This is a genomic window from Verrucosispora sp. FIM060022, assembly GCF_003977705.1.
GTDB lineage: Bacteria > Actinomycetota > Actinomycetes > Mycobacteriales > Micromonosporaceae > Micromonospora > Micromonospora gifhornensis.
The window spans coordinates 66,145-82,008 of the sequence record NZ_RQIV01000013.1 but is presented as its reverse complement, the minus strand read 5'-3'; the positions used below and the strand labels follow the sequence as shown (position 1 = coordinate 82,008).

The following is a 15,864-nucleotide window of genomic DNA, read 5'->3' as shown; positions in this document are numbered from 1 at the left end:
CGTCCAATTTTCTGGGGAAATGCCATGACGACTGAACGCGCCGACGCGGCCCGCAACCGGGCGATGATCCTGCGCGCCACCGAGGATCTATTGACGTACCGCGAAGCTATGCCGATCTCCGTCGACTCGATCGCCGCCCGGGCGGGCGTCGGCAAAGGCACCGTCTTCCGCCGCTTCGGCAGCCGGTCCGGCCTGTTCCGGGAACTCCTCGCCGAACGCGCGACGCGAATCGGAGAGCAGATCAGCCACGGTCCACCACCGCTGGGGCCCGGAGCACCGCCCGGGGACCGGCTCCTGGCCTTCCTCGATGCACTGGCCGACCTCGCCGCGACCAACGCGACCCTCCTCGCCGCCCACGCAATGGCCTGCGCCGCCGGACGGCACGACGACCCCACCTACCGACGCTGGCACGAACACCTGCGCCAGCTCGTCGGGCAACTCCGCCCGGACCTTGACGCCGGATACGTCGCCCACGTCCTGCTCGGGGCATTCGACGCCGAACTGGTCCGCCGAACCATCGCCGACGGCGGCGTCGACCGGCTCCGCGCAGCCGTAAGGGCACTCGCACGGTGCCTGCTGCCACCCGGGCCCGAGCGATCATGCCGCCCGGGCCCGTAACGAGTGGTTGTGGCCCACGCCCGCCCGGTCCGACCTGCTCGACAATCCGCTCGGCAAGATCAGTGAACGGGGCTTGACCGGTTTTTGCGAACCTGTGGGCCGACGCCCGCGATCTCTACCAACTGCCCCCTTTCGAGGTCATCGGAGCCGGCACGCCCCCTGATAGAAGGCTCGCCGGTTCAGCGACGCGCTGCCGCCCGACTCGACGTCACGATCTCCCGCAACCCGCGCAGAAGCCGGTCGACGTGCGCGACGGTCGTACCGATGCCGATGCTGGCCCGGATCGCGTACCTGTCGGTCGGGCAGCCGAGCCGCTCGGCCGCGTCGGTCAGCAGTTTCCGGGCGAGCGGGTGGGCGCAGAACAACCCGTCGCGCACGCCGATACCGTGATCAGCGGCGAGCCGGTGGGCGACCTCCGTTGCTCGCTGCTCGGCGACGGCGAAGCTGACGATGCCGACCCGGTCGTGACCGACGTCGAACGTCCGCAGCTCTGCCACCCCGGGCAAGGCCGCGAGCCCGTCGCGCAACCGCTTCAGCAGATCCTGTTCGTGCGCCAGCACGGCCGGCGAGGCGGCGAGCGTGGCGCAGGCGGCGGCGAGCGCGACCGCGCCCAGCAAATTCGGTGTGCCGGCCTCATGCCGAGCGGGACCAACATGCCACTGCACCTCGGCCGCCTCGTCACCGACGTGCCTGGTGGCCCCGCCGCCGGCGAGATACGGGGCGGCGGCGTCGAGCCAGTCGGCCCGGCCGGCCAACACTCCTGCGCCGAACGGCGCGTACAGCTTGTGCCCGGACAGCGCCAGGTAGTCGATGCCGGCGTCGGTCATGGAGACCGGACGGTGCGGGGCCAACTGGGCGGCGTCGACGGCGATCCGCGCGCCGTGCCGGTGCGCGATCTCGGCGAGTTCGGCTATCGGCCAGACCTCTCCGGTGACGTTGGACGCGCCGGTGACCGCCACCAGCACGGGGCCGGCGCTGCGCAGGTCAGCCAGTGCGCGGGTGAGCCCGGACACCACCGCCGGCAGGTCCGCGGGCACCGGCAGGCAGTGCACCCGCGGCCAGGGCAAGAGGTTCGCATGGTGCTCGCCCGCCCAGGTCACCACGGTGGTGTGGGATGGCAGTGCCCGGGCGAGCAGGTTCATCGCGTCGGTGGTGTTCCGGGTGAAGATCACGTGGTCGTCGGGCCGGATGTCGAGGAAATCCGCCACGGTCTGGCGGGACTGCTCGTACGCCAGTGTGCAGCGACGTGACGCCGCGCCGGCACCCCGATGCACACTGGCGTACGAGGGCAGGAGTTCATTGACCGCATCGGCGGCGGCAGCGAGGCACGGTGCGGTAGCGGCGTAGTCGAGGTTGGCGTACGTGACGGTGGTGCCGTCGGAGAGACGGACAGGCAGATCCGCGCCGAGCACCACAGGAGCGATCGTGGGCACACTGGTCCTTCATGACGGTGGACCCGCACGGGTCCGCGCTTGCCTCTCCGGCGGACGCCGGCGGCCTGGTCCTCACCCGGAGGCACCCCACCGCGGACGCACGAGGGTTGCCGGCCAGCAGGCCGGGGCCTTGACGCTGACACTCATGACCGCCGCCGATATTGCCATACGGACCGGCCTTGCCGCCAGTACGCTTCGCGCACTATCCGACCCGGTGCAGGTACAGATAGCTGCCGCGCGCCGCACGGCAGTGATAAGCACTCCGGCGTGCACATCTGCCTGGCGGGCACATCGAACGTGACCATAGTCGAGTGTCCCTTGTTCCCACTGACATCACATGGATGCTTGTTATCGCCGTGTCGGTCCAGGCGGTCACGACGACAATGCCAGTTTCATCGTGGATAGCGGGCGTTCGGCGCCCCGGTCGATCGGGACCAGCGTGCCGTCGAGGATCGCGTACGCCAGTCGAGCGGCCCGCGGTGCCAGGTTATGCCTGCGCAGCACGGTGTGTGCCGCACTTTGCGGTAGCAATGGAAAGCCACTGGCAGGAACGCAGGCGGCTCGGCGCACTGTCCTACTTCGTCATCCGAGACGAGCCGGACGCCCCTTCTTCGGCGGCAGCATTCCTTGTTGTCGACGTGGCGGAACATCTGGTCATCTTCATTCTGGTGCCCGTGTTCGTTGGCGCGATGATCGGCATCCTGGTCGCTGGGCTTCCGAACAGGTGGCACGTTCTTGCGTCTATCGTGACGCCGGCCGCGACCTCGACGGCCGGCGGGTCGTTGGTTGTCGCCACAACCTTCACCAACCAGGTTTCGGCATTTCCCTGACCGATAATCGCCCGTCATCTCATTCTCGCGCTGCACATCAGCCGCCTTCACCAGCCTCGGCTTCGCCCTGGACGACGTCGCTCGGATGCTCGAGTCGGAGGAGCGCGGCCAGGAGTCCCCACACGGGCTACACGCGCCGGAGAACGAGCGCCTCTCTCGCCGACCGGGCGGCCACCACGCTCAGGGGGTCTTCGCCACCCGCCCTGACACGCTCCTCGGCATCGACAACAGCTGGGCGGGACAGCCAAAGGCCGACGTGCTCCATGACTACGAAACAGCGTGGGTACGTAGCCGGCCGTCCCGCCCTGTGATCTCCACTTGCCCATTACCTACTTTCACTATAGGAAAAGTGGGTGACCACCACAGTCTCCGCGTCACCCACCGCGGAAACCTCGATCGGTGCATCGACGGCCGCCCGGAGGGCTCTGGCACCCCGTGGCGGGCGCCGCCGTCGGATCCTGCTTCGGCTCCTCGCCCTCGTCGTGCTCTACGGGCTCTGGGAAGTCGCCGCCCGGACCACCGGCAATCCGACCTTCATCCCCTCACCCGGCGCGGTGTGGCACCAACTGGTCCAGACGTCGACCACCCACGACGGCATCCGCGGCTACAGCGGGCATCTGCTCATCGAACACCTCGGCGTCAGCCTGCGGCGCATCCTGATCGGCTCCATCATCGGCATCGCCGGTGGGGTGCTCCTCGGTGTCGTGATGGGAACTGTCAGCGGGTTCCGGGTAGTGATCGAACCGGTCGTCACCTTCGTCCGCGCCCTTCCGCCGCTTGCCTACTTCAGCCTCTTCATCATCTGGTTCGGCATCGACGAGACGCCCAAGCTCTGGTTGCTCTCCATCGCCGCGTTGCCGCCCGTGGCGGTCGCGACCGCCGCAGCCGTCCACTCCGCACCGACCGGTCTGGTCGAGGCCGCGCGGGCGCTGGGCGCCGGTCGTGTTCACGTGATCCGCGACGTGGTGCTCCCCCACGCATTACCGGAGATATTCACCGGCATCCGGATCGCGGTGGGGGTCGCGTACTCCTCGGTGGTCGCCGCCGAGACGATCAACGGCGTACCCGGCATCGGTGGCATGGTCCGCGACGCCCAGCGCTACTCCCAGACCGACGTCGTCATTCTCGGCCTCTTCGCCATTGGCCTGTCCGGCCTCATCATCGACGCCCTGCTACGGACCGCCGAAAACCGGCTCATCCCGTGGCGGGGCCAGATCTAGGAGACAACAGATGCGCAAGACACTCGGTCTGCTGGCAGCCGTGTCCCTGCTGTTGAGTGCCTGCGGCGACGGTGCCGCCAGCGGCGGCGATCCGGGCCGCAAGACCATCCGGATCGCCTACCAGGCCTTCCCCAGCGGCGACCTCATCGTGAAGAACCAGAGACTGCTTGAGGATGCGCTACCCGACTACCAGATCACCTGGACCAAGTTCGACTCCGGCGCGAGCATCAACACCGCCTTCGTCGCCGGCAGCGTCGACATCGCGGCGATCGGGTCGAGTCCGGTGGCGCGCGGTCTCTCCGCGCCGCTGAACATTCCGTATCAGGTCGCCTTCGTCCTCGACGTGGCCGGCGACAACGAGGCGTTGGTGGCCCGCAACGGCGCCGGCGTCACCGACATCACCGGCCTGCGCGGCAAGAAGGTGGGGACCCCCTTCGCCTCCACCGCCCACTACAGCCTGCTGGCCGCCCTGGATCGGGCCGGCGTCAAGGAATCAGAGCTCACCATCGTCGACCTGGAGCCCCAGGACATCCAGGCCGCCTGGACCCGGGGCGACCTGGACGCGGCCTACTCCTGGTTGCCATCACTGGATGAACTCCGCAAGACCGGTACGGTGCTGATCACCAGTCGCGAACTCGCCACCGCCGGCAAGCCCACACTGGACCTCGGCGTCGTCGCCACGGACTTCGTTGAGGCGCACCCTGCCGCAGTCGACGCCTGGCGCAAGGCCCAGTCCCAGGCCCTGAACCTGATCCACGACGACCCCGCCGCGGCAGCGAAGTCGGTCGGCGCCGAACTCAACCTCAGCCCGGAGGAAGCGCAGCGGCAACTCTCGCAGGGCGTCTTTCTCAAGCCCGAGGACCTGGCCAGCCCCGAATGGCTGGGCACCTCCGCGGCCAAGGGCAAACTCGCTGACAATCTCGTCAGCGCCGCACAGTTCCTCAAGGACCAGCAGAAGATCGACGCTGTGCCAGACCTGGCGACCGTACAGGCAGCGATCTATACCGTAGGACTGCCCGATGCCCTCGGCTGAATCCGGCCACACCGCGGCGATCACCGTCACCGACGTCGAGCACAGATACGGCGAAGTCGTCGCCCTCGGTCCCATCGACCTGACAGTGCCGCCGGGCGAGTTCCTCGTCCTGGTCGGCGCGTCCGGGTGCGGCAAGAGCACACTGCTGCGGCTGATCGCCGGCTTCGAGCAGCCCACCACCGGCACGGTCCTGACCGGCGGCGTACCACCGATCCCAGGGCGCAGCGCCGGCCTGGTTTTTCAGCAGCCCCGGCTCTTCCCGTGGAAAACCGTCGGCGGCAACATCGAGTTGGCACTGCGGTACGCCGGGCAGCCCACCGATGGCGTCGACGCGCTCCTCAACCGGGTCGGGCTGCACGACGTGGCAAAGCGCCGCACCTGGCAGATCTCCGGCGGCCAGCAGCAGCGAGTCGCCATCGCCCGGGCCCTCGCCGCCGACCGCCCACTGCTGCTCCTCGACGAACCGTTCGCGGCGCTCGACGCGCTCACCCGCGAGCGCCTCCAGGAAGACCTTCGCTCGGTCAGCACCGCGCCCGGGCGCACCTCGATCTTCGTCACCCACAGTGTGGACGAGGCAGTCTTTCTCGGCAGCCGGGTCGTGGTGCTCAGCCCTCGCCCCGGCCGGATCGTCCTGGACCTGCCCATCCACCTACCTCGCACCGGCATCACCCCGGACGACCTGCGAGGCCTGCCCGACTACGCCGCCCTGCGCGCCGAGATCGGACACGCCGTCCGAAGCGAAGGAGCATCCGCATGACCACGGTTCACACCCCGCTCGACCTCGAACCGCTGGGACCACACTTTGGCGCTCTGGTCCACGGTCTGGACCTGGCCATCGCCAGCGACGAGGAGGTCACGGCGCTGCGCGCCGCGCTGGTCGACCGCAAGGTGCTCTTCCTGCGCGATCAGCGCCTCGACGACGATGGCCAGGTGCGTCTGGGACGCAGAATCGGAGAACTGACAGCATCCCACCCCGTGGTCGGCGGCGTCGATGACGCACACCCCGAGATCTACGCCCTCGACAGCACGGACAACGGTTTCGCCGACGTCTGGCATACCGACGTCACCTTCATGAAGCGACCACCACTCGGCTCGATCCTGCGCGCCGTCATCCTCCCGCCCACCGGAGGCGACACCAACTGGGCCGACGCGCAACTGGCGTACGACTCGCTCAGCGAACCGGTACGTCGGCTTGTCGATCAACTCACCGCCATTCACGACGGCGCTCGCGAGTTCGGCTACTACCTGGCCCAACGCGGAGGCAACGTGTGGGAGGGCCAACAGGTGTCCCGACTGGATCCGGTCGAACACCCGGTGGTCCGGGTCCATCCCGAGACCGGCCGTCGAGGGATCTTCGTGAATCCGGGTTTCACCTCGCACATCGTCGGCGTATCGGACTTCGAGAGCCGGGCCATCCTGGACCTGCTCTACGCCCACCTCACCAAGCCGGAGCACATCGTGCGGCACCGATGGCGCCCCGGGGACGTGGCGCTCTGGGACAACCGCAGTACCGCCCACTACGCCAACCGGGACTACGGATCCGCTCGACGGGTCATGCACCGCATCACCCTGCGCGGCGACGTCCCCCGCGGACCGAAGGACTAGGTGCACTGCCGATCCGGTAGTGGTTGATCGTTGACGATGTGCCGGTGGTTCGTCGTGGCGAGCGCCTCCCACCAGGCGGGGTCGGGGGCATTCAGCTCCGAAAGCACGGCCGGCCGCACCTCCCGGTCGTAGTATGGCGCGGTCTCCGGGACGCTGCTCGGCATGGCAAGGCCGAGCAGCACCGGCGGTGGGCGCTCCTCGAGCACGAGCGCGGCCACCCGATGCGGTGCGAGCGCGGCGTAGACGTACCGGTCGACGTTGAAGGTCGTGAGAATGATGATCCGCGGTGGCCTCGCCATGCCGTCGACCATTCGGCGAGTCGCCTCGATGCCGTCCATCACGGGCATGCGGATGTCCATGAGCACCACGTCGGGCTCGTTACGGCGGACCACGGCGACCGCCTCCACGCCGTCGGCGGCCTCACCGGCAACCTCTCAGAACCGGTCCCGGGTTCCGAGGAGGACGTTGTGTGCGGCGCGGCGCCATGGCGCGAGCTCGGTGTCGATATCGGCCCAGCGCCTGGTGTCAACACAGAGAGCTCCGTCGACAGCAGGCAGGGCCTCGATCAGCCGCATCCGCTGGTCTTCGCCCGGGTGGGAACTCCACAGGTCGGTGGTCCGCCGGCTGAGCTGACGAGCCAGCGGCAGACGAGCAGCCAGGCTTTCCCGGGCTTCAGCAGCCGCCGCCTCCAACTGCTCGCCGTCGATACGCGGCGCCAGGTGCCACAAGTCCTGCCAGATCCGGCCAGCGAGCAGGACCGTCTCGGAGGATCGGAGGAAGGCCGCGCTGCCGGCGACCCGGCGGGCGACCAGATCCGCCCGGTATTCGGCGCGGCGGCTGTCGGGCATCGCCACGCTGTCGACGAGCAACTGCGCGGTCGCGCCAGCGACATTGGCGAGAGCGACGATTCCATGGACGATCATCCCGAGGAGCACAACCGGCCCCGACCCCTGCTCGGCCAGCGAGTCAGCCGCGTGAACGGCACGCCGCCAGGGGTTCCGCCCACCGGTGGCCACTACCGCCCGGGCGCCGAACGTCCTCGCCAGCAGGGTCCTCCGCACCCGAAGCGGATCGCCGTTGGCCAGGTGCCCCAGTTCGTGGGCCAGCAGCGAAACCCGGGCCGGCCGCGGCAGCATCACCCACAGGGGAATCCCGATGACGAGCACCGACCGCTGACGCCAACCCAGCCGCGCGACACCGGCGTTGAGACTCAGATCTGCACAGATCACGTCGGGAACCGGTGTTCCGGCGGCATCAGCGACTTCCCGCACCAGCCGGTGCAACTGCGGGGCCTCGCGCTCAGTGATCACGCCATACCTGGGCACCCGCCCGAACGACGGCTTGACCAGCAGCAGGACGAGCACAGCCGGGATCGCCAGGGCCAGCCTGACCCCCTGCGGCAGGTCGCTGGCCACGACGAGCCAGGCGAGGTAGCCCACCGCCGCCACCCCCAGCAGGGCCAGCAGCACGGAGACCACCGACAGCCAGACCTCCCCCGACGACGTCCCATCCGGGCGGGCCTCCGGGTCGGCCAGCACCTGCTCATGCGTCGCCCGGTCGATCTCCAACCCTCGCCGGAACCCCCACCGACCGATCATCCTGGTGCCGCGCCACGGGGCCAGGGCGGGGTCGTACACGTCCAGGTTCCACTGACAGGCAGGGCACCACGAGGGCGTCCCCGCCTCCAGCAGGACCAGGTCGTGGGCACAGGCCGGACATCTGCTCAGCGTCGTCTTCGTCGGCACGAGGGTGGAGTCTAGATCGAAGTGACAGCAGTGCATGGTCCGGCTCGGGCGCCGCCGGGCGCCATCGGACCGCCTACCTGAGGAAGGCCCGTCACTGAGCCTTTTCCAACCTGATCTTGCAGGTCAGCGCAGGTAGGCCGGGGCTGCTGATCGATGAGGGCGAGGCTCCAGGTAAGACAGCAATCTGTGAGTGTGGTTTGTCAAGGCCACCCGCTACGACTCGCCGTGCGCTACGAAGCCACCCTCACCATCGCCGCCATCAACCAATGGCTCCGCGCCCTACGAAACACGGCCTAGCCCAGTGCGAGGCGAACGCCAAGCGCGACGAAGGCGAACGCGCAGAGTCGGTTGATGCGCCGTGACCAGAGTCCGTCGGTCAATCGATGCGCCAGGCGTCCGACGCCCGCGCCGAGGGTGACGTCAACTGTGAGCTGTACGGCGACGAACAGAGCACCGAGCAGGATGAGCTGGGCGGTGGGGTCGCCGGCAGCTGGATCGACGAACTGGGGCAGAAATGCCACGCTGAACATGATCATCTTCGGGTTGAGCAGGTTGGTTACCAACCCGCGCAGAAATGCCTGGCGAGGCGTTGCGCCGCGCTCGGGGTGGCTGTGGTTGGCGGTGCCGCTGTGGCGTACGGCTCGGATTCCGAGGATGACCAGATACACGGCGCCGGCCCAGCGGATGGCGGTGAACAGCACCGGCGATGCGGTGATCACCGCGGCCAGGCCGCAGACCACCGCCGCGACGTGGATGGTTTCTCCCGCGGCGACGCCGAGTGCAGCGATGACGCCGGATCGGGCGCCGTAGCGGGTGGCATTGGTGAGGACGAACATCATGTCGGGACCGGGTGTGATCATGAGAACGGCGATCACGGCAAGGTAGCCCACGAGGGTCGTTACTGACAGTCCGAGCAAGGCTCAGCCCTCCTCGGCACCGTCGAGCAGAGCGCGGCGTAGCGCGAGTCGGTGTTCGCGGCGGATCTGTGCCTCGCGGTAGCGTCGCCGATCCCCGTCGGTCTCGGGTAGCAACGGCGGGACGGCGCGAGGATGTCCGTCGTCGTCGATCGCCACCATGACCAGGTGGGCGGTGGCCACGTCGGTGGGGGGCACGGCCCGGTCCCACCGGTCTGCGGTCACCTTGACGGCCACCTCCATGGAACTGCGTCCGGCCCAGGTGATCCGGGCGTCGACGTGGACCACATCGCCGACCCGTACCGCGCGGAGAAAGGCCGTCTCGTCGATGGCGGCGGTGACCGCCGGCCCGTCGGAATGCCGGGCGGCAACCACCCCGGCTACGGAGTCGATGAGGTTGAGGATTCGGCCTCCGTGAACTGTGCCCATCAGGTTGGTGTGGTGCTGGTCCATGATCTGCGACAGGGTCAGGTGCGATGCCGATGATGGCCGACCGGCGAGCGTAGTGGTGTCGTGCATTGCGTGGTCCGTCCTCGGGAAGCACACCGCCGACTCGGCTGGGTGCACGTCGAGGACACGCCGGACCGTGGCGTGTCACCCGCTCGACCCACCCGCGAGGTCGACGGCAGCGCACACACGTCGTGTACGCGGCGCGGGCAGGTCTTCGGACTCGCGGGCGTGACCGGGCAGTACCGGTCTCCTACTGGCCATCGCTTCCCAGGCAGGTGCGCCCAGTGCTGTTGACGGCGGTCGTTCCCACTCACCGCTGCGGGGCAGTCCCGGACTCTCACCGGGTTCCCTCTTACGACGCCCGTCCTGTCGAGGTCGGGCGAACCAGCGCCGCGACCATCGTACTCAGTCCACCAGGCGGTGCTGGCGTGTCAGGTGTCGTTGGTGACCGCCGTCTCGTTGTCCTGATGGTTGGTGGGGCCGACGATGACGAACACCCCGGTATCTGCGGTCTCGGCGATCTGCCGTTGCGCGTGGGTGATGGGCCCGGCCGCCAGGGCCGCGTTCGCCGCCCCGAAGGTCAGCGGTGGCTGCTGTCTGAGTTCACCGCTGCGCTTCGCCGCCCCACCCGCCGCCGTCGCGGCATTCCTGGCCGACGCCGTCGGCTGGCGTTGGGCATTCTGGCTGCTGGCTCCCCCGCCCGATGCTCGGGACGCTGGCCATGCGAGCTTTCGCTCGGCGATCGGTGCCGGCCTGAGCACGTAATCAACCGGTGTGGCGTGTCCGATCCAGCTTCCAGCGCACTTGGAATGTCAGCGCCGCAGCCATCAGCACCGCCGGGACCACGGTGAAGCCGATCAACAGGGCGGTGTGGGCGGACTCCGGCTGCGTCACGGTCTGCCCCTCGGTGGTGGAGATGAAGCCGCCCAGGGCGAGCACGGCCGAGTACACGTACGGGCCGATTGCGGTGCCGGTGGCTTCGGTGGCAGTCCAGACACCGGTGTAGGCGCCAGCCCGGACGGTGCCGCGCTGCTCGGCGGCCGCGACCGCATCCGGGACCATCGAGAACGCGAACAGCTGCAGCCCGGCGAACGCGATGCCCAGGACGCCGACCACCGCGACAGCCGGCCCGGTGCCGTAGCCGAGCAGCGGCGCCAGCGAACCGGCCACGAAGACCGCCTGGCAGATCAGCAGGCCACGCTGCTTGCCGATGCGCCGGGACACCTGCATCCACACCGGACCGGCGATGACCGCTGGACCGAGGAACGCCCCCATGAACACGGCGGTCAGCCCAGAGTTGTCGAAGACGTACCTGGTGTAGAACGGCAGCGCTGCGAGGAACAGGTGAGTAGTGGTGCCGGTGAACAGGTAGGACAGCACCAGCGCGCGGAAGTCGGGGTCCCGCCAGGCGACCGCGATGTCACCGATGGTCGAGTGGGCCGCCTGCTGATCGGGCATCCGGAAACCGGCGTGGGCGGTGAGACGCCGTACCCCGGTCAGTGCGACCAGCCCGGAGATCACCATGACGCCGGAGAGCAGCAGGGCCATCCAGCCGTAGTCGCCGCGCCGTCCCGACTCCACCAGCGCCGGTGCAGCCACACCGGCACCAAGCAACCCGAGGGTGAGGAAAAGCATCCGGAACATGAACACCCGGGTGCGCTCGTGGTACCCGACTCGAAGATCGGACGGGGTGGTCAGGTAGGGCACCTGGAAACACGCGAAGAGCAGGTTGCCGGCGATGAACCAGCCGCCCACCCAGAGCGCCGCCGATGCGCCGGAGAAACCGGCGGGCACCGAGAACATCGCCACCATGGCCACCGGAAGCAGCAGACCGACCCGCAGCATGCCGAGCCGGTGTCCGCTGCTGCGCGCTTCCCGGTCGGATCGGCTGCCCAGCATCGGGTGCACGATGATGTCGATGATCTTCGGCAGCAGCAGGGTGAGACCGGCCAGGAACGGCGAGACACCGAGCGTATTGGTGAGGAAATAGAGCAACAGCAGGCCGGGAACGGTCACCCAGACGCCCATCCCGACCGAACCGGTGGCGTACGCGGTCAGGTCACCTGCCCTGGTCCGCACCTCGCCCGCCGCCCCGCGCAGCGCCGTCATCGGGTCGCCTCGTGGCGTGCGACCACGCCCGCGGCCAGTTCGGCGCCCTGCAACGCGCCGGAGCGGACCCGGCCGGCGAGGGTGCGCGCCACGATCCGATCGGTCAGCGCGGGCAGGTGACGGGCCAGGAAGAACTCGACCGCGCCCCGCCGGGTGGTGGGTAGATCACGGCGAGGACGGCGACTGAGCGCGGCGCGCAGCACGGTCCGGACCACCCCGTCCAGCGGCTCGTACTGGCTCATGCCCTCCAGCGAGAGCCCGGCCGCGGCCGTCGAGTCGTGGATCGGGCTTCGTACCGCCGACGGGTACACGCAGGTGACGCCGACATGGGTGCCGAGCTCCAGACGCAGCGCGTCCGCGTACGCGACCAGGGCGCGCTTGGAGGCGCCGTACGCAGCGGCCAGCGGCAACTGCATGACGGCCATCCGCGAGCTGAGCATGACTATCCGGCCACCAGAGGCGACCAGTGCGTCCACGCATGCGGCGGTGACCCGCCAGGTGCCCAGCAGGTTGATGTCGAGCTGGCGGCGTACTTCCGTGCCCGGCGCCAGTTCGGCCGGGGCGGGCCCACCGATCCCGGCGTTGTTGATCAGCAGGTCGAGTCCACCGAGGTGGTCAATTGCTTCGCGTACCACCGCCGGCACCGCGTCGTCGTCGGTGATGTCGCAGGCCAGGACCCGGACCGGGTCATCGGCACGGGGGGCCAGGTCCAACCCGACGACCTGGGCCCCGAGTTCGTCCAGCCGGGCACAGATGGCCCGGCCGAACGTGCCGGAGGCACCGGTGACGAGGACACGCAATCCGCGGGGGTCTCGGGCGCTCAAACCACACTCTCCTCGGCGGTGAAGGTGCGTCCGCCCCGGGCGATGCGATTGCGGCCAGCCGCGATCTCCCGGGGCAGGTCGGCGACGTACCTGTCGAAATCGATACGCATGTGCGGCCGCGCGTTCGCGCCCCACCGCTCGATGGCGGCGCGCAAGGCTCGCTGCACGGCGTGCTGCTGTTCGTCGATGCCGGGCAGGGCATAGCCGCCGGACAGATACGCGGCGACCAGTTTGGCCTGGACCTCCACGACCGGCAGAGCGGCACCGGTGGACTGCATCAGGCCGACGAATGCCAGGCTGGGGTCGTCGAGATGGAAGACCCGCTGGTACAGCGGCAGCTGTTCGGGGTCGGGGCCCAGCCATTGCGGGGACAGGAACGGGATACTCACCCGGTACCCGGTGGCCCAGACGATCACGTCGACCGGGTCGACGCTGCCGTCGGTGAACATCACCCGTTCCCCGTCCAGCCGTTCGATGCCGGGACGTGGGGTCACCTCACCGTGGGTGAGCCGGTGCAGGATCGTGTCGCTGATCGTCGGATGGTTCTGGAACAGGCCACCGGCCGGGGCGGGTAAGCCGTACCTCTGCGGGGTCCCGACGGCGAGCCGCAACAGGGTCTCGGCGATACGCTGCCGCAGCCGCCACGGCAGGGCGGCGAGGGCACCGCCGGTCGCGTCGGCCGGGCGGCCGAACAGGTACTTGGGAACGATGTGGACGCCGCGCCGGGCGGAGAGCAGGACCGGCCCTCGAGCGACGTGCGAGGCGTCCACCGCGATGTCCATGGCCGAGTTGCCCATGCCGACGATCAGCACCCGCCGATCCCGGAAGACCTCCGGAGTGCGGTAGTCGTGGGCGTGCATCTGGATACCGTGGAACGTCCCCGGATAAGCCGGATCCGGGTAGCGCGGATCCCAGTTGTGGCCGTTCGCGACCACCACGGCGTCGTACCGCTCGGTGTCACCGGACTCGGTCGTCACCGCCCAGAGCCGGTCACGCTCGACGCGGGTGACCGTGCTCCCGAACCGGATGTGCGGAATGAGCCCGAACGACTGCGCATAGTCGGCCAGGTAACTGGCGACGCGACTGGCCGACGGATAGTCGGGCCAGTCCGCGGGCATCGGAAAATCCGCGAACTCGGTGCGCCGTTTGCTGGTGTTCAAGTGCAGGGAGGCGTACGCCGCAGACAAGCCGCTGCTGTTGTCCCTGACCCACAGGCCACCGGGCCGGTCACCCTTCTCGTACGCCACCACCGCACAACCGGCGTCGAGCAGCGCCTTCACCGTGGCGAGACCGGCTGCTCCCGCACCGATCACCGCCACCCGACTCGAAGAAACGGCCACGGTGCTCCTCGACGGTTGTAGCTTCCGCCAAACCGTAGGGCCTGGCACAGGGCGAATACATGGCGTGGAGCACGCAGTTTCGGGTTCTTGTTGTAGCGCACCACAACGGCGGGGAGCATGACAGGATGACGCATCCGGACGGCTGGACGACGATGGTGGACCTGATCGAACGCGTCGTGGGCGATGACGAACTGCTGCCGTCGGTGGTCGCCGGAGTTCGTACCACCGTGCGGGAGGTCTCCGCACTGCCCACCTCCGACATCGCCGGACACACCCGCGCTCTGCTGGTGGCCGCAACCCGCGCCTTGGCCGCACGGCGCGGCCCCACCGAAGCTGAGCTGTCGTTCGTCGCGGACCTCGGTGTCACCCGTGCCCGGCAGGGCGTGCCGATCGAATCAGTGCTGGGCGCGATCCACTTCGCCGAGCGCGCGATCTGGGCCCGGGCCCGGGAACTCGCCCGGGACCAAGGCGTCAGCGCCGAGCAACTGCTGGACGTCCGGGACCTTTACGACGACTGGGCCGAGGCCGTCCGGGCCCGGCTGATCAGCGCGCATCGGGCTACCGGAGCCAGCACGGATCCGCTTCCCGGGCGCCGGGACACGGCACTGCTGCGGCGGCTGCTCCAGGGTGGTTCGGCGGCCACGCTGGCAGCCGCCGAGGCCGGCCTTCCGGTCACCGACGGGCTGTGGGTGCTCGTCGCCCGGCCCGGGGAAACCGCCGCCGGCATCGAACGAGCCGTACGCGAGCACCCGCCGGTGCTGTGCGCAACCGTGGACGACCTGATGGTCGGAGTTCTGTCCCGGGCTCCGTCCACCCGCCTGGAGGGGATCGGGGCCGTGGCCGGGCTCGCCGGTCCGGCCGAACCGGAGAAACTCGCGCCGGTGCGGCGGCTCGCCACCGCGGCCCTGACCGCCGCCGAGTCCACCGGCCGCACCGGACTGATCCACATTGCCGATGTGGCCTGGCTGGCGGCGTTGACCGAGCGGGCAGACCTGGCAACGGTGCTGCTCGACCGGTACGCGCCCGCTTGGGCGGCACTCGGACCGACTGCCGAATCGGTGGCGCACGCCGTGCTCGCCTGGCTGGAGAGCGACCGCGATGTCGACCTCGCCGGGGCGAACCTTTTCGTGCACCCCAACACGGTTCGCAATCGGGTCCGACGCTTCGCCGCCGTCACCGGCATCGACCCGGCGGGCACCTTCGGTGCCATGACCGCCTGGTGGCTTTGCCGAACCTGGCTGCGCGACGCGACCTGATCTCGCACCGTACGACGTGTTGTCCAGGCGGTTGTCCCACTGCGAGGTCGTACCGCATCGGCACGGTGTCGCCCAGACGTCCAGTTGCTGCCGTCGTACGAGTACGCGAACGACGCCGTATCGACGGCATCCCGGAAGTCGACGTCCGCGCGCAGGTAGACGACGTCCGCCCGCAGCGGGACCGGTGCGCTGGTGAAGGCGATGACGCCGTCGCCGCCTGCCCGGCGCATCACCAGGCTCCTGGTTCCGCCCTCCATCGTCACGGCGATGTATCCGTACGTGCGCTGGTAGGCGGAGGTGCCTGCGACGTTCCCGTCCTTCATGTGCGAGACGTCCAGCGAGATGGTGCCGGAGCTCGTGGGTCCGAGCGTGCGTTGGGTGAGCGTGTTACGCGCATCGAGGATGCTCGACGCGACGCTGCCCGTGGCCAGCCGCAGGTGTCCGGGCCGGTCGGTGAGCGACCAGAACCGGTTGTCCGGGTTGTGGT

General features: G+C 69.2%; 16 protein-coding genes, 1 pseudogene and 2 riboswitches. Of the genes and pseudogenes, 7 read left to right on the top strand and 10 right to left on the bottom strand.

Features of this window, described 5'->3' with window-relative positions; all coding sequences use genetic code 11:
- The first annotated feature begins 24 nt into the window (after nt 1-24).
- Complete coding sequence (locus tag EG812_RS26275; RefSeq protein WP_126713139.1) at nt 25-618, top strand: TetR/AcrR family transcriptional regulator; 594 nt, start codon at nt 25-27, stop codon at nt 616-618.
- Between the two features lie 179 nt (nt 619-797).
- On the opposite strand, the gene EG812_RS26270 is transcribed toward EG812_RS26275, so the two are convergent.
- Nucleotides 798-2,033 (bottom strand): aminotransferase class V-fold PLP-dependent enzyme, encoded by a 1,236-nt coding sequence (locus EG812_RS26270; RefSeq protein ID WP_233579646.1) that lies wholly within the window; start codon nt 2,031-2,033, stop codon nt 798-800.
- Between the two features lie 48 nt (nt 2,034-2,081).
- Nucleotides 2,082-2,202, bottom strand: a riboswitch (SAM riboswitch).
- A 379-nt stretch (nt 2,203-2,581) separates the two neighbouring features.
- Between EG812_RS26270 and EG812_RS26265 the strand changes: the two genes are divergently transcribed.
- The 5 genes from EG812_RS26265 to EG812_RS26245 all read left to right on the top strand — a co-directional run bounded on the left by EG812_RS26265 (nt 2,582) and on the right by EG812_RS26245 (nt 6,739).
- Nucleotides 2,582-2,881, top strand: coding sequence for a hypothetical protein (locus tag EG812_RS26265; protein ID WP_126713137.1), 300 nt, complete (start codon nt 2,582-2,584; stop codon nt 2,879-2,881).
- 353 nt (nt 2,882-3,234) lie between these two features.
- On the top strand, nt 3,235-4,101 hold the full coding sequence (locus tag EG812_RS26260) for an ABC transporter permease (protein WP_126713136.1): 867 nt from the start codon (nt 3,235-3,237) through the stop codon (nt 4,099-4,101).
- 10 nt (nt 4,102-4,111) lie between these two features.
- Nucleotides 4,112-5,134 (top strand): taurine ABC transporter substrate-binding protein, encoded by a 1,023-nt coding sequence (locus EG812_RS26255; RefSeq protein WP_126713135.1) that lies wholly within the window; start codon nt 4,112-4,114, stop codon nt 5,132-5,134.
- Complete coding sequence (locus EG812_RS26250; protein ID WP_126713134.1) at nt 5,121-5,891, top strand: ABC transporter ATP-binding protein; 771 nt, start codon at nt 5,121-5,123, stop codon at nt 5,889-5,891. The genes EG812_RS26255 and EG812_RS26250 overlap by 14 nt, the downstream gene beginning before the upstream one ends.
- A complete protein-coding gene (locus EG812_RS26245; RefSeq protein WP_126713133.1) occupies nt 5,888-6,739 on the top strand; it encodes a TauD/TfdA dioxygenase family protein in 852 nt (283 codons plus the stop codon). Before EG812_RS26250 ends, EG812_RS26245 begins: the two co-directional genes overlap by 4 nt.
- Here EG812_RS26245 and EG812_RS30340 read toward each other — a convergent pair.
- The 8 genes from EG812_RS30340 to EG812_RS26205 form a co-directional block, all read right to left on the bottom strand.
- Entirely contained in the window at nt 6,736-7,146 is a 411-nt protein-coding gene (locus tag EG812_RS30340) for a response regulator (protein WP_126713132.1), read from the bottom strand. The genes EG812_RS26245 and EG812_RS30340 overlap by 4 nt on opposite strands.
- Before the next feature lie 27 nt (nt 7,147-7,173).
- A complete protein-coding gene (locus EG812_RS26235) occupies nt 7,174-8,307 on the bottom strand; it encodes a M48 family metallopeptidase (protein ID WP_158632548.1) in 1,134 nt (377 codons plus the stop codon).
- Nucleotides 8,308-8,777: 470 nt separating this feature from the next.
- Nucleotides 8,778-9,359 carry a LysE family translocator gene (locus tag EG812_RS26230; RefSeq protein ID WP_233579641.1) on the bottom strand — a complete coding sequence of 194 codons (582 nt, stop codon included), beginning with the start codon at nt 9,357-9,359 and terminating at the stop codon, nt 8,778-8,780.
- 45 nt (nt 9,360-9,404) lie between these two features.
- On the bottom strand, nt 9,405-9,917 hold the full coding sequence (locus EG812_RS26225) for an acyl-CoA thioesterase (RefSeq protein WP_013733028.1): 513 nt from the start codon (nt 9,915-9,917) through the stop codon (nt 9,405-9,407).
- A gap of 119 nt (nt 9,918-10,036) precedes the next feature.
- Nucleotides 10,037-10,252: riboswitch (cobalamin riboswitch) on the bottom strand.
- A 27-nt stretch (nt 10,253-10,279) separates the two neighbouring features.
- Entirely contained in the window at nt 10,280-10,609 is a 330-nt protein-coding gene (locus tag EG812_RS26220; RefSeq protein ID WP_126713129.1) for a hypothetical protein, read from the bottom strand.
- 4 nt (nt 10,610-10,613) lie between these two features.
- Nucleotides 10,614-11,957, bottom strand: coding sequence for an MFS transporter (locus EG812_RS26215; RefSeq protein ID WP_126713128.1), 1,344 nt, complete (start codon nt 11,955-11,957; stop codon nt 10,614-10,616).
- Complete coding sequence (locus EG812_RS26210; protein WP_233579639.1) at nt 11,954-12,781, bottom strand: SDR family NAD(P)-dependent oxidoreductase; 828 nt, start codon at nt 12,779-12,781, stop codon at nt 11,954-11,956. The genes EG812_RS26215 and EG812_RS26210 overlap by 4 nt, the downstream gene beginning before the upstream one ends.
- Complete coding sequence (locus EG812_RS26205) at nt 12,778-14,121, bottom strand: flavin-containing monooxygenase (protein ID WP_126713127.1); 1,344 nt, start codon at nt 14,119-14,121, stop codon at nt 12,778-12,780. The genes EG812_RS26210 and EG812_RS26205 overlap by 4 nt, the downstream gene beginning before the upstream one ends.
- Nucleotides 14,122-14,246: 125 nt before the next feature.
- Between EG812_RS26205 and EG812_RS26200 the strand changes: the two genes are divergently transcribed.
- On the top strand, nt 14,247-15,377 hold the full coding sequence (locus EG812_RS26200) for a PucR family transcriptional regulator (RefSeq protein ID WP_126713126.1): 1,131 nt from the start codon (nt 14,247-14,249) through the stop codon (nt 15,375-15,377).
- 74 nt (nt 15,378-15,451) lie between these two features.
- Here the strand turns inward: EG812_RS26200 and EG812_RS30140 are convergent.
- Nucleotides 15,452-15,853, bottom strand: a pseudogene (locus EG812_RS30140) (beta-xylosidase family glycoside hydrolase); the annotation flags it as partial.
- Nucleotides 15,854-15,864: the final 11 nt, after the last annotated feature.

Bases quoted from the DNA above. Each gene is read 5' to 3' on its own strand.
- EG812_RS26275 (WP_126713139.1), top strand. From the start codon at position 25: ATGACGACTGAACGCGCCGACGCGGCCCGCAACCGGGCGATGATCCTG.
- EG812_RS26245 (WP_126713133.1), top strand. From the start codon at position 5,888: ATGACCACGGTTCACACCCCGCTCGACCTCGAACCGCTGGGACCACAC.
- EG812_RS26250 (WP_126713134.1), top strand. From the start codon at position 5,121: ATGCCCTCGGCTGAATCCGGCCACACCGCGGCGATCACCGTCACCGAC.
- EG812_RS26200 (WP_126713126.1), top strand. From the start codon at position 14,247: ATGACGCATCCGGACGGCTGGACGACGATGGTGGACCTGATCGAACGC.
- EG812_RS26215 (WP_126713128.1), bottom strand. From the start codon at position 11,957: ATGACGGCGCTGCGCGGGGCGGCGGGCGAGGTGCGGACCAGGGCAGGT.
- EG812_RS26265 (WP_126713137.1), top strand. From the start codon at position 2,582: ATGGAAAGCCACTGGCAGGAACGCAGGCGGCTCGGCGCACTGTCCTAC.
- EG812_RS26225 (WP_013733028.1), bottom strand. From the start codon at position 9,917: ATGCACGACACCACTACGCTCGCCGGTCGGCCATCATCGGCATCGCAC.
- EG812_RS26255 (WP_126713135.1), top strand. From the start codon at position 4,112: ATGCGCAAGACACTCGGTCTGCTGGCAGCCGTGTCCCTGCTGTTGAGT.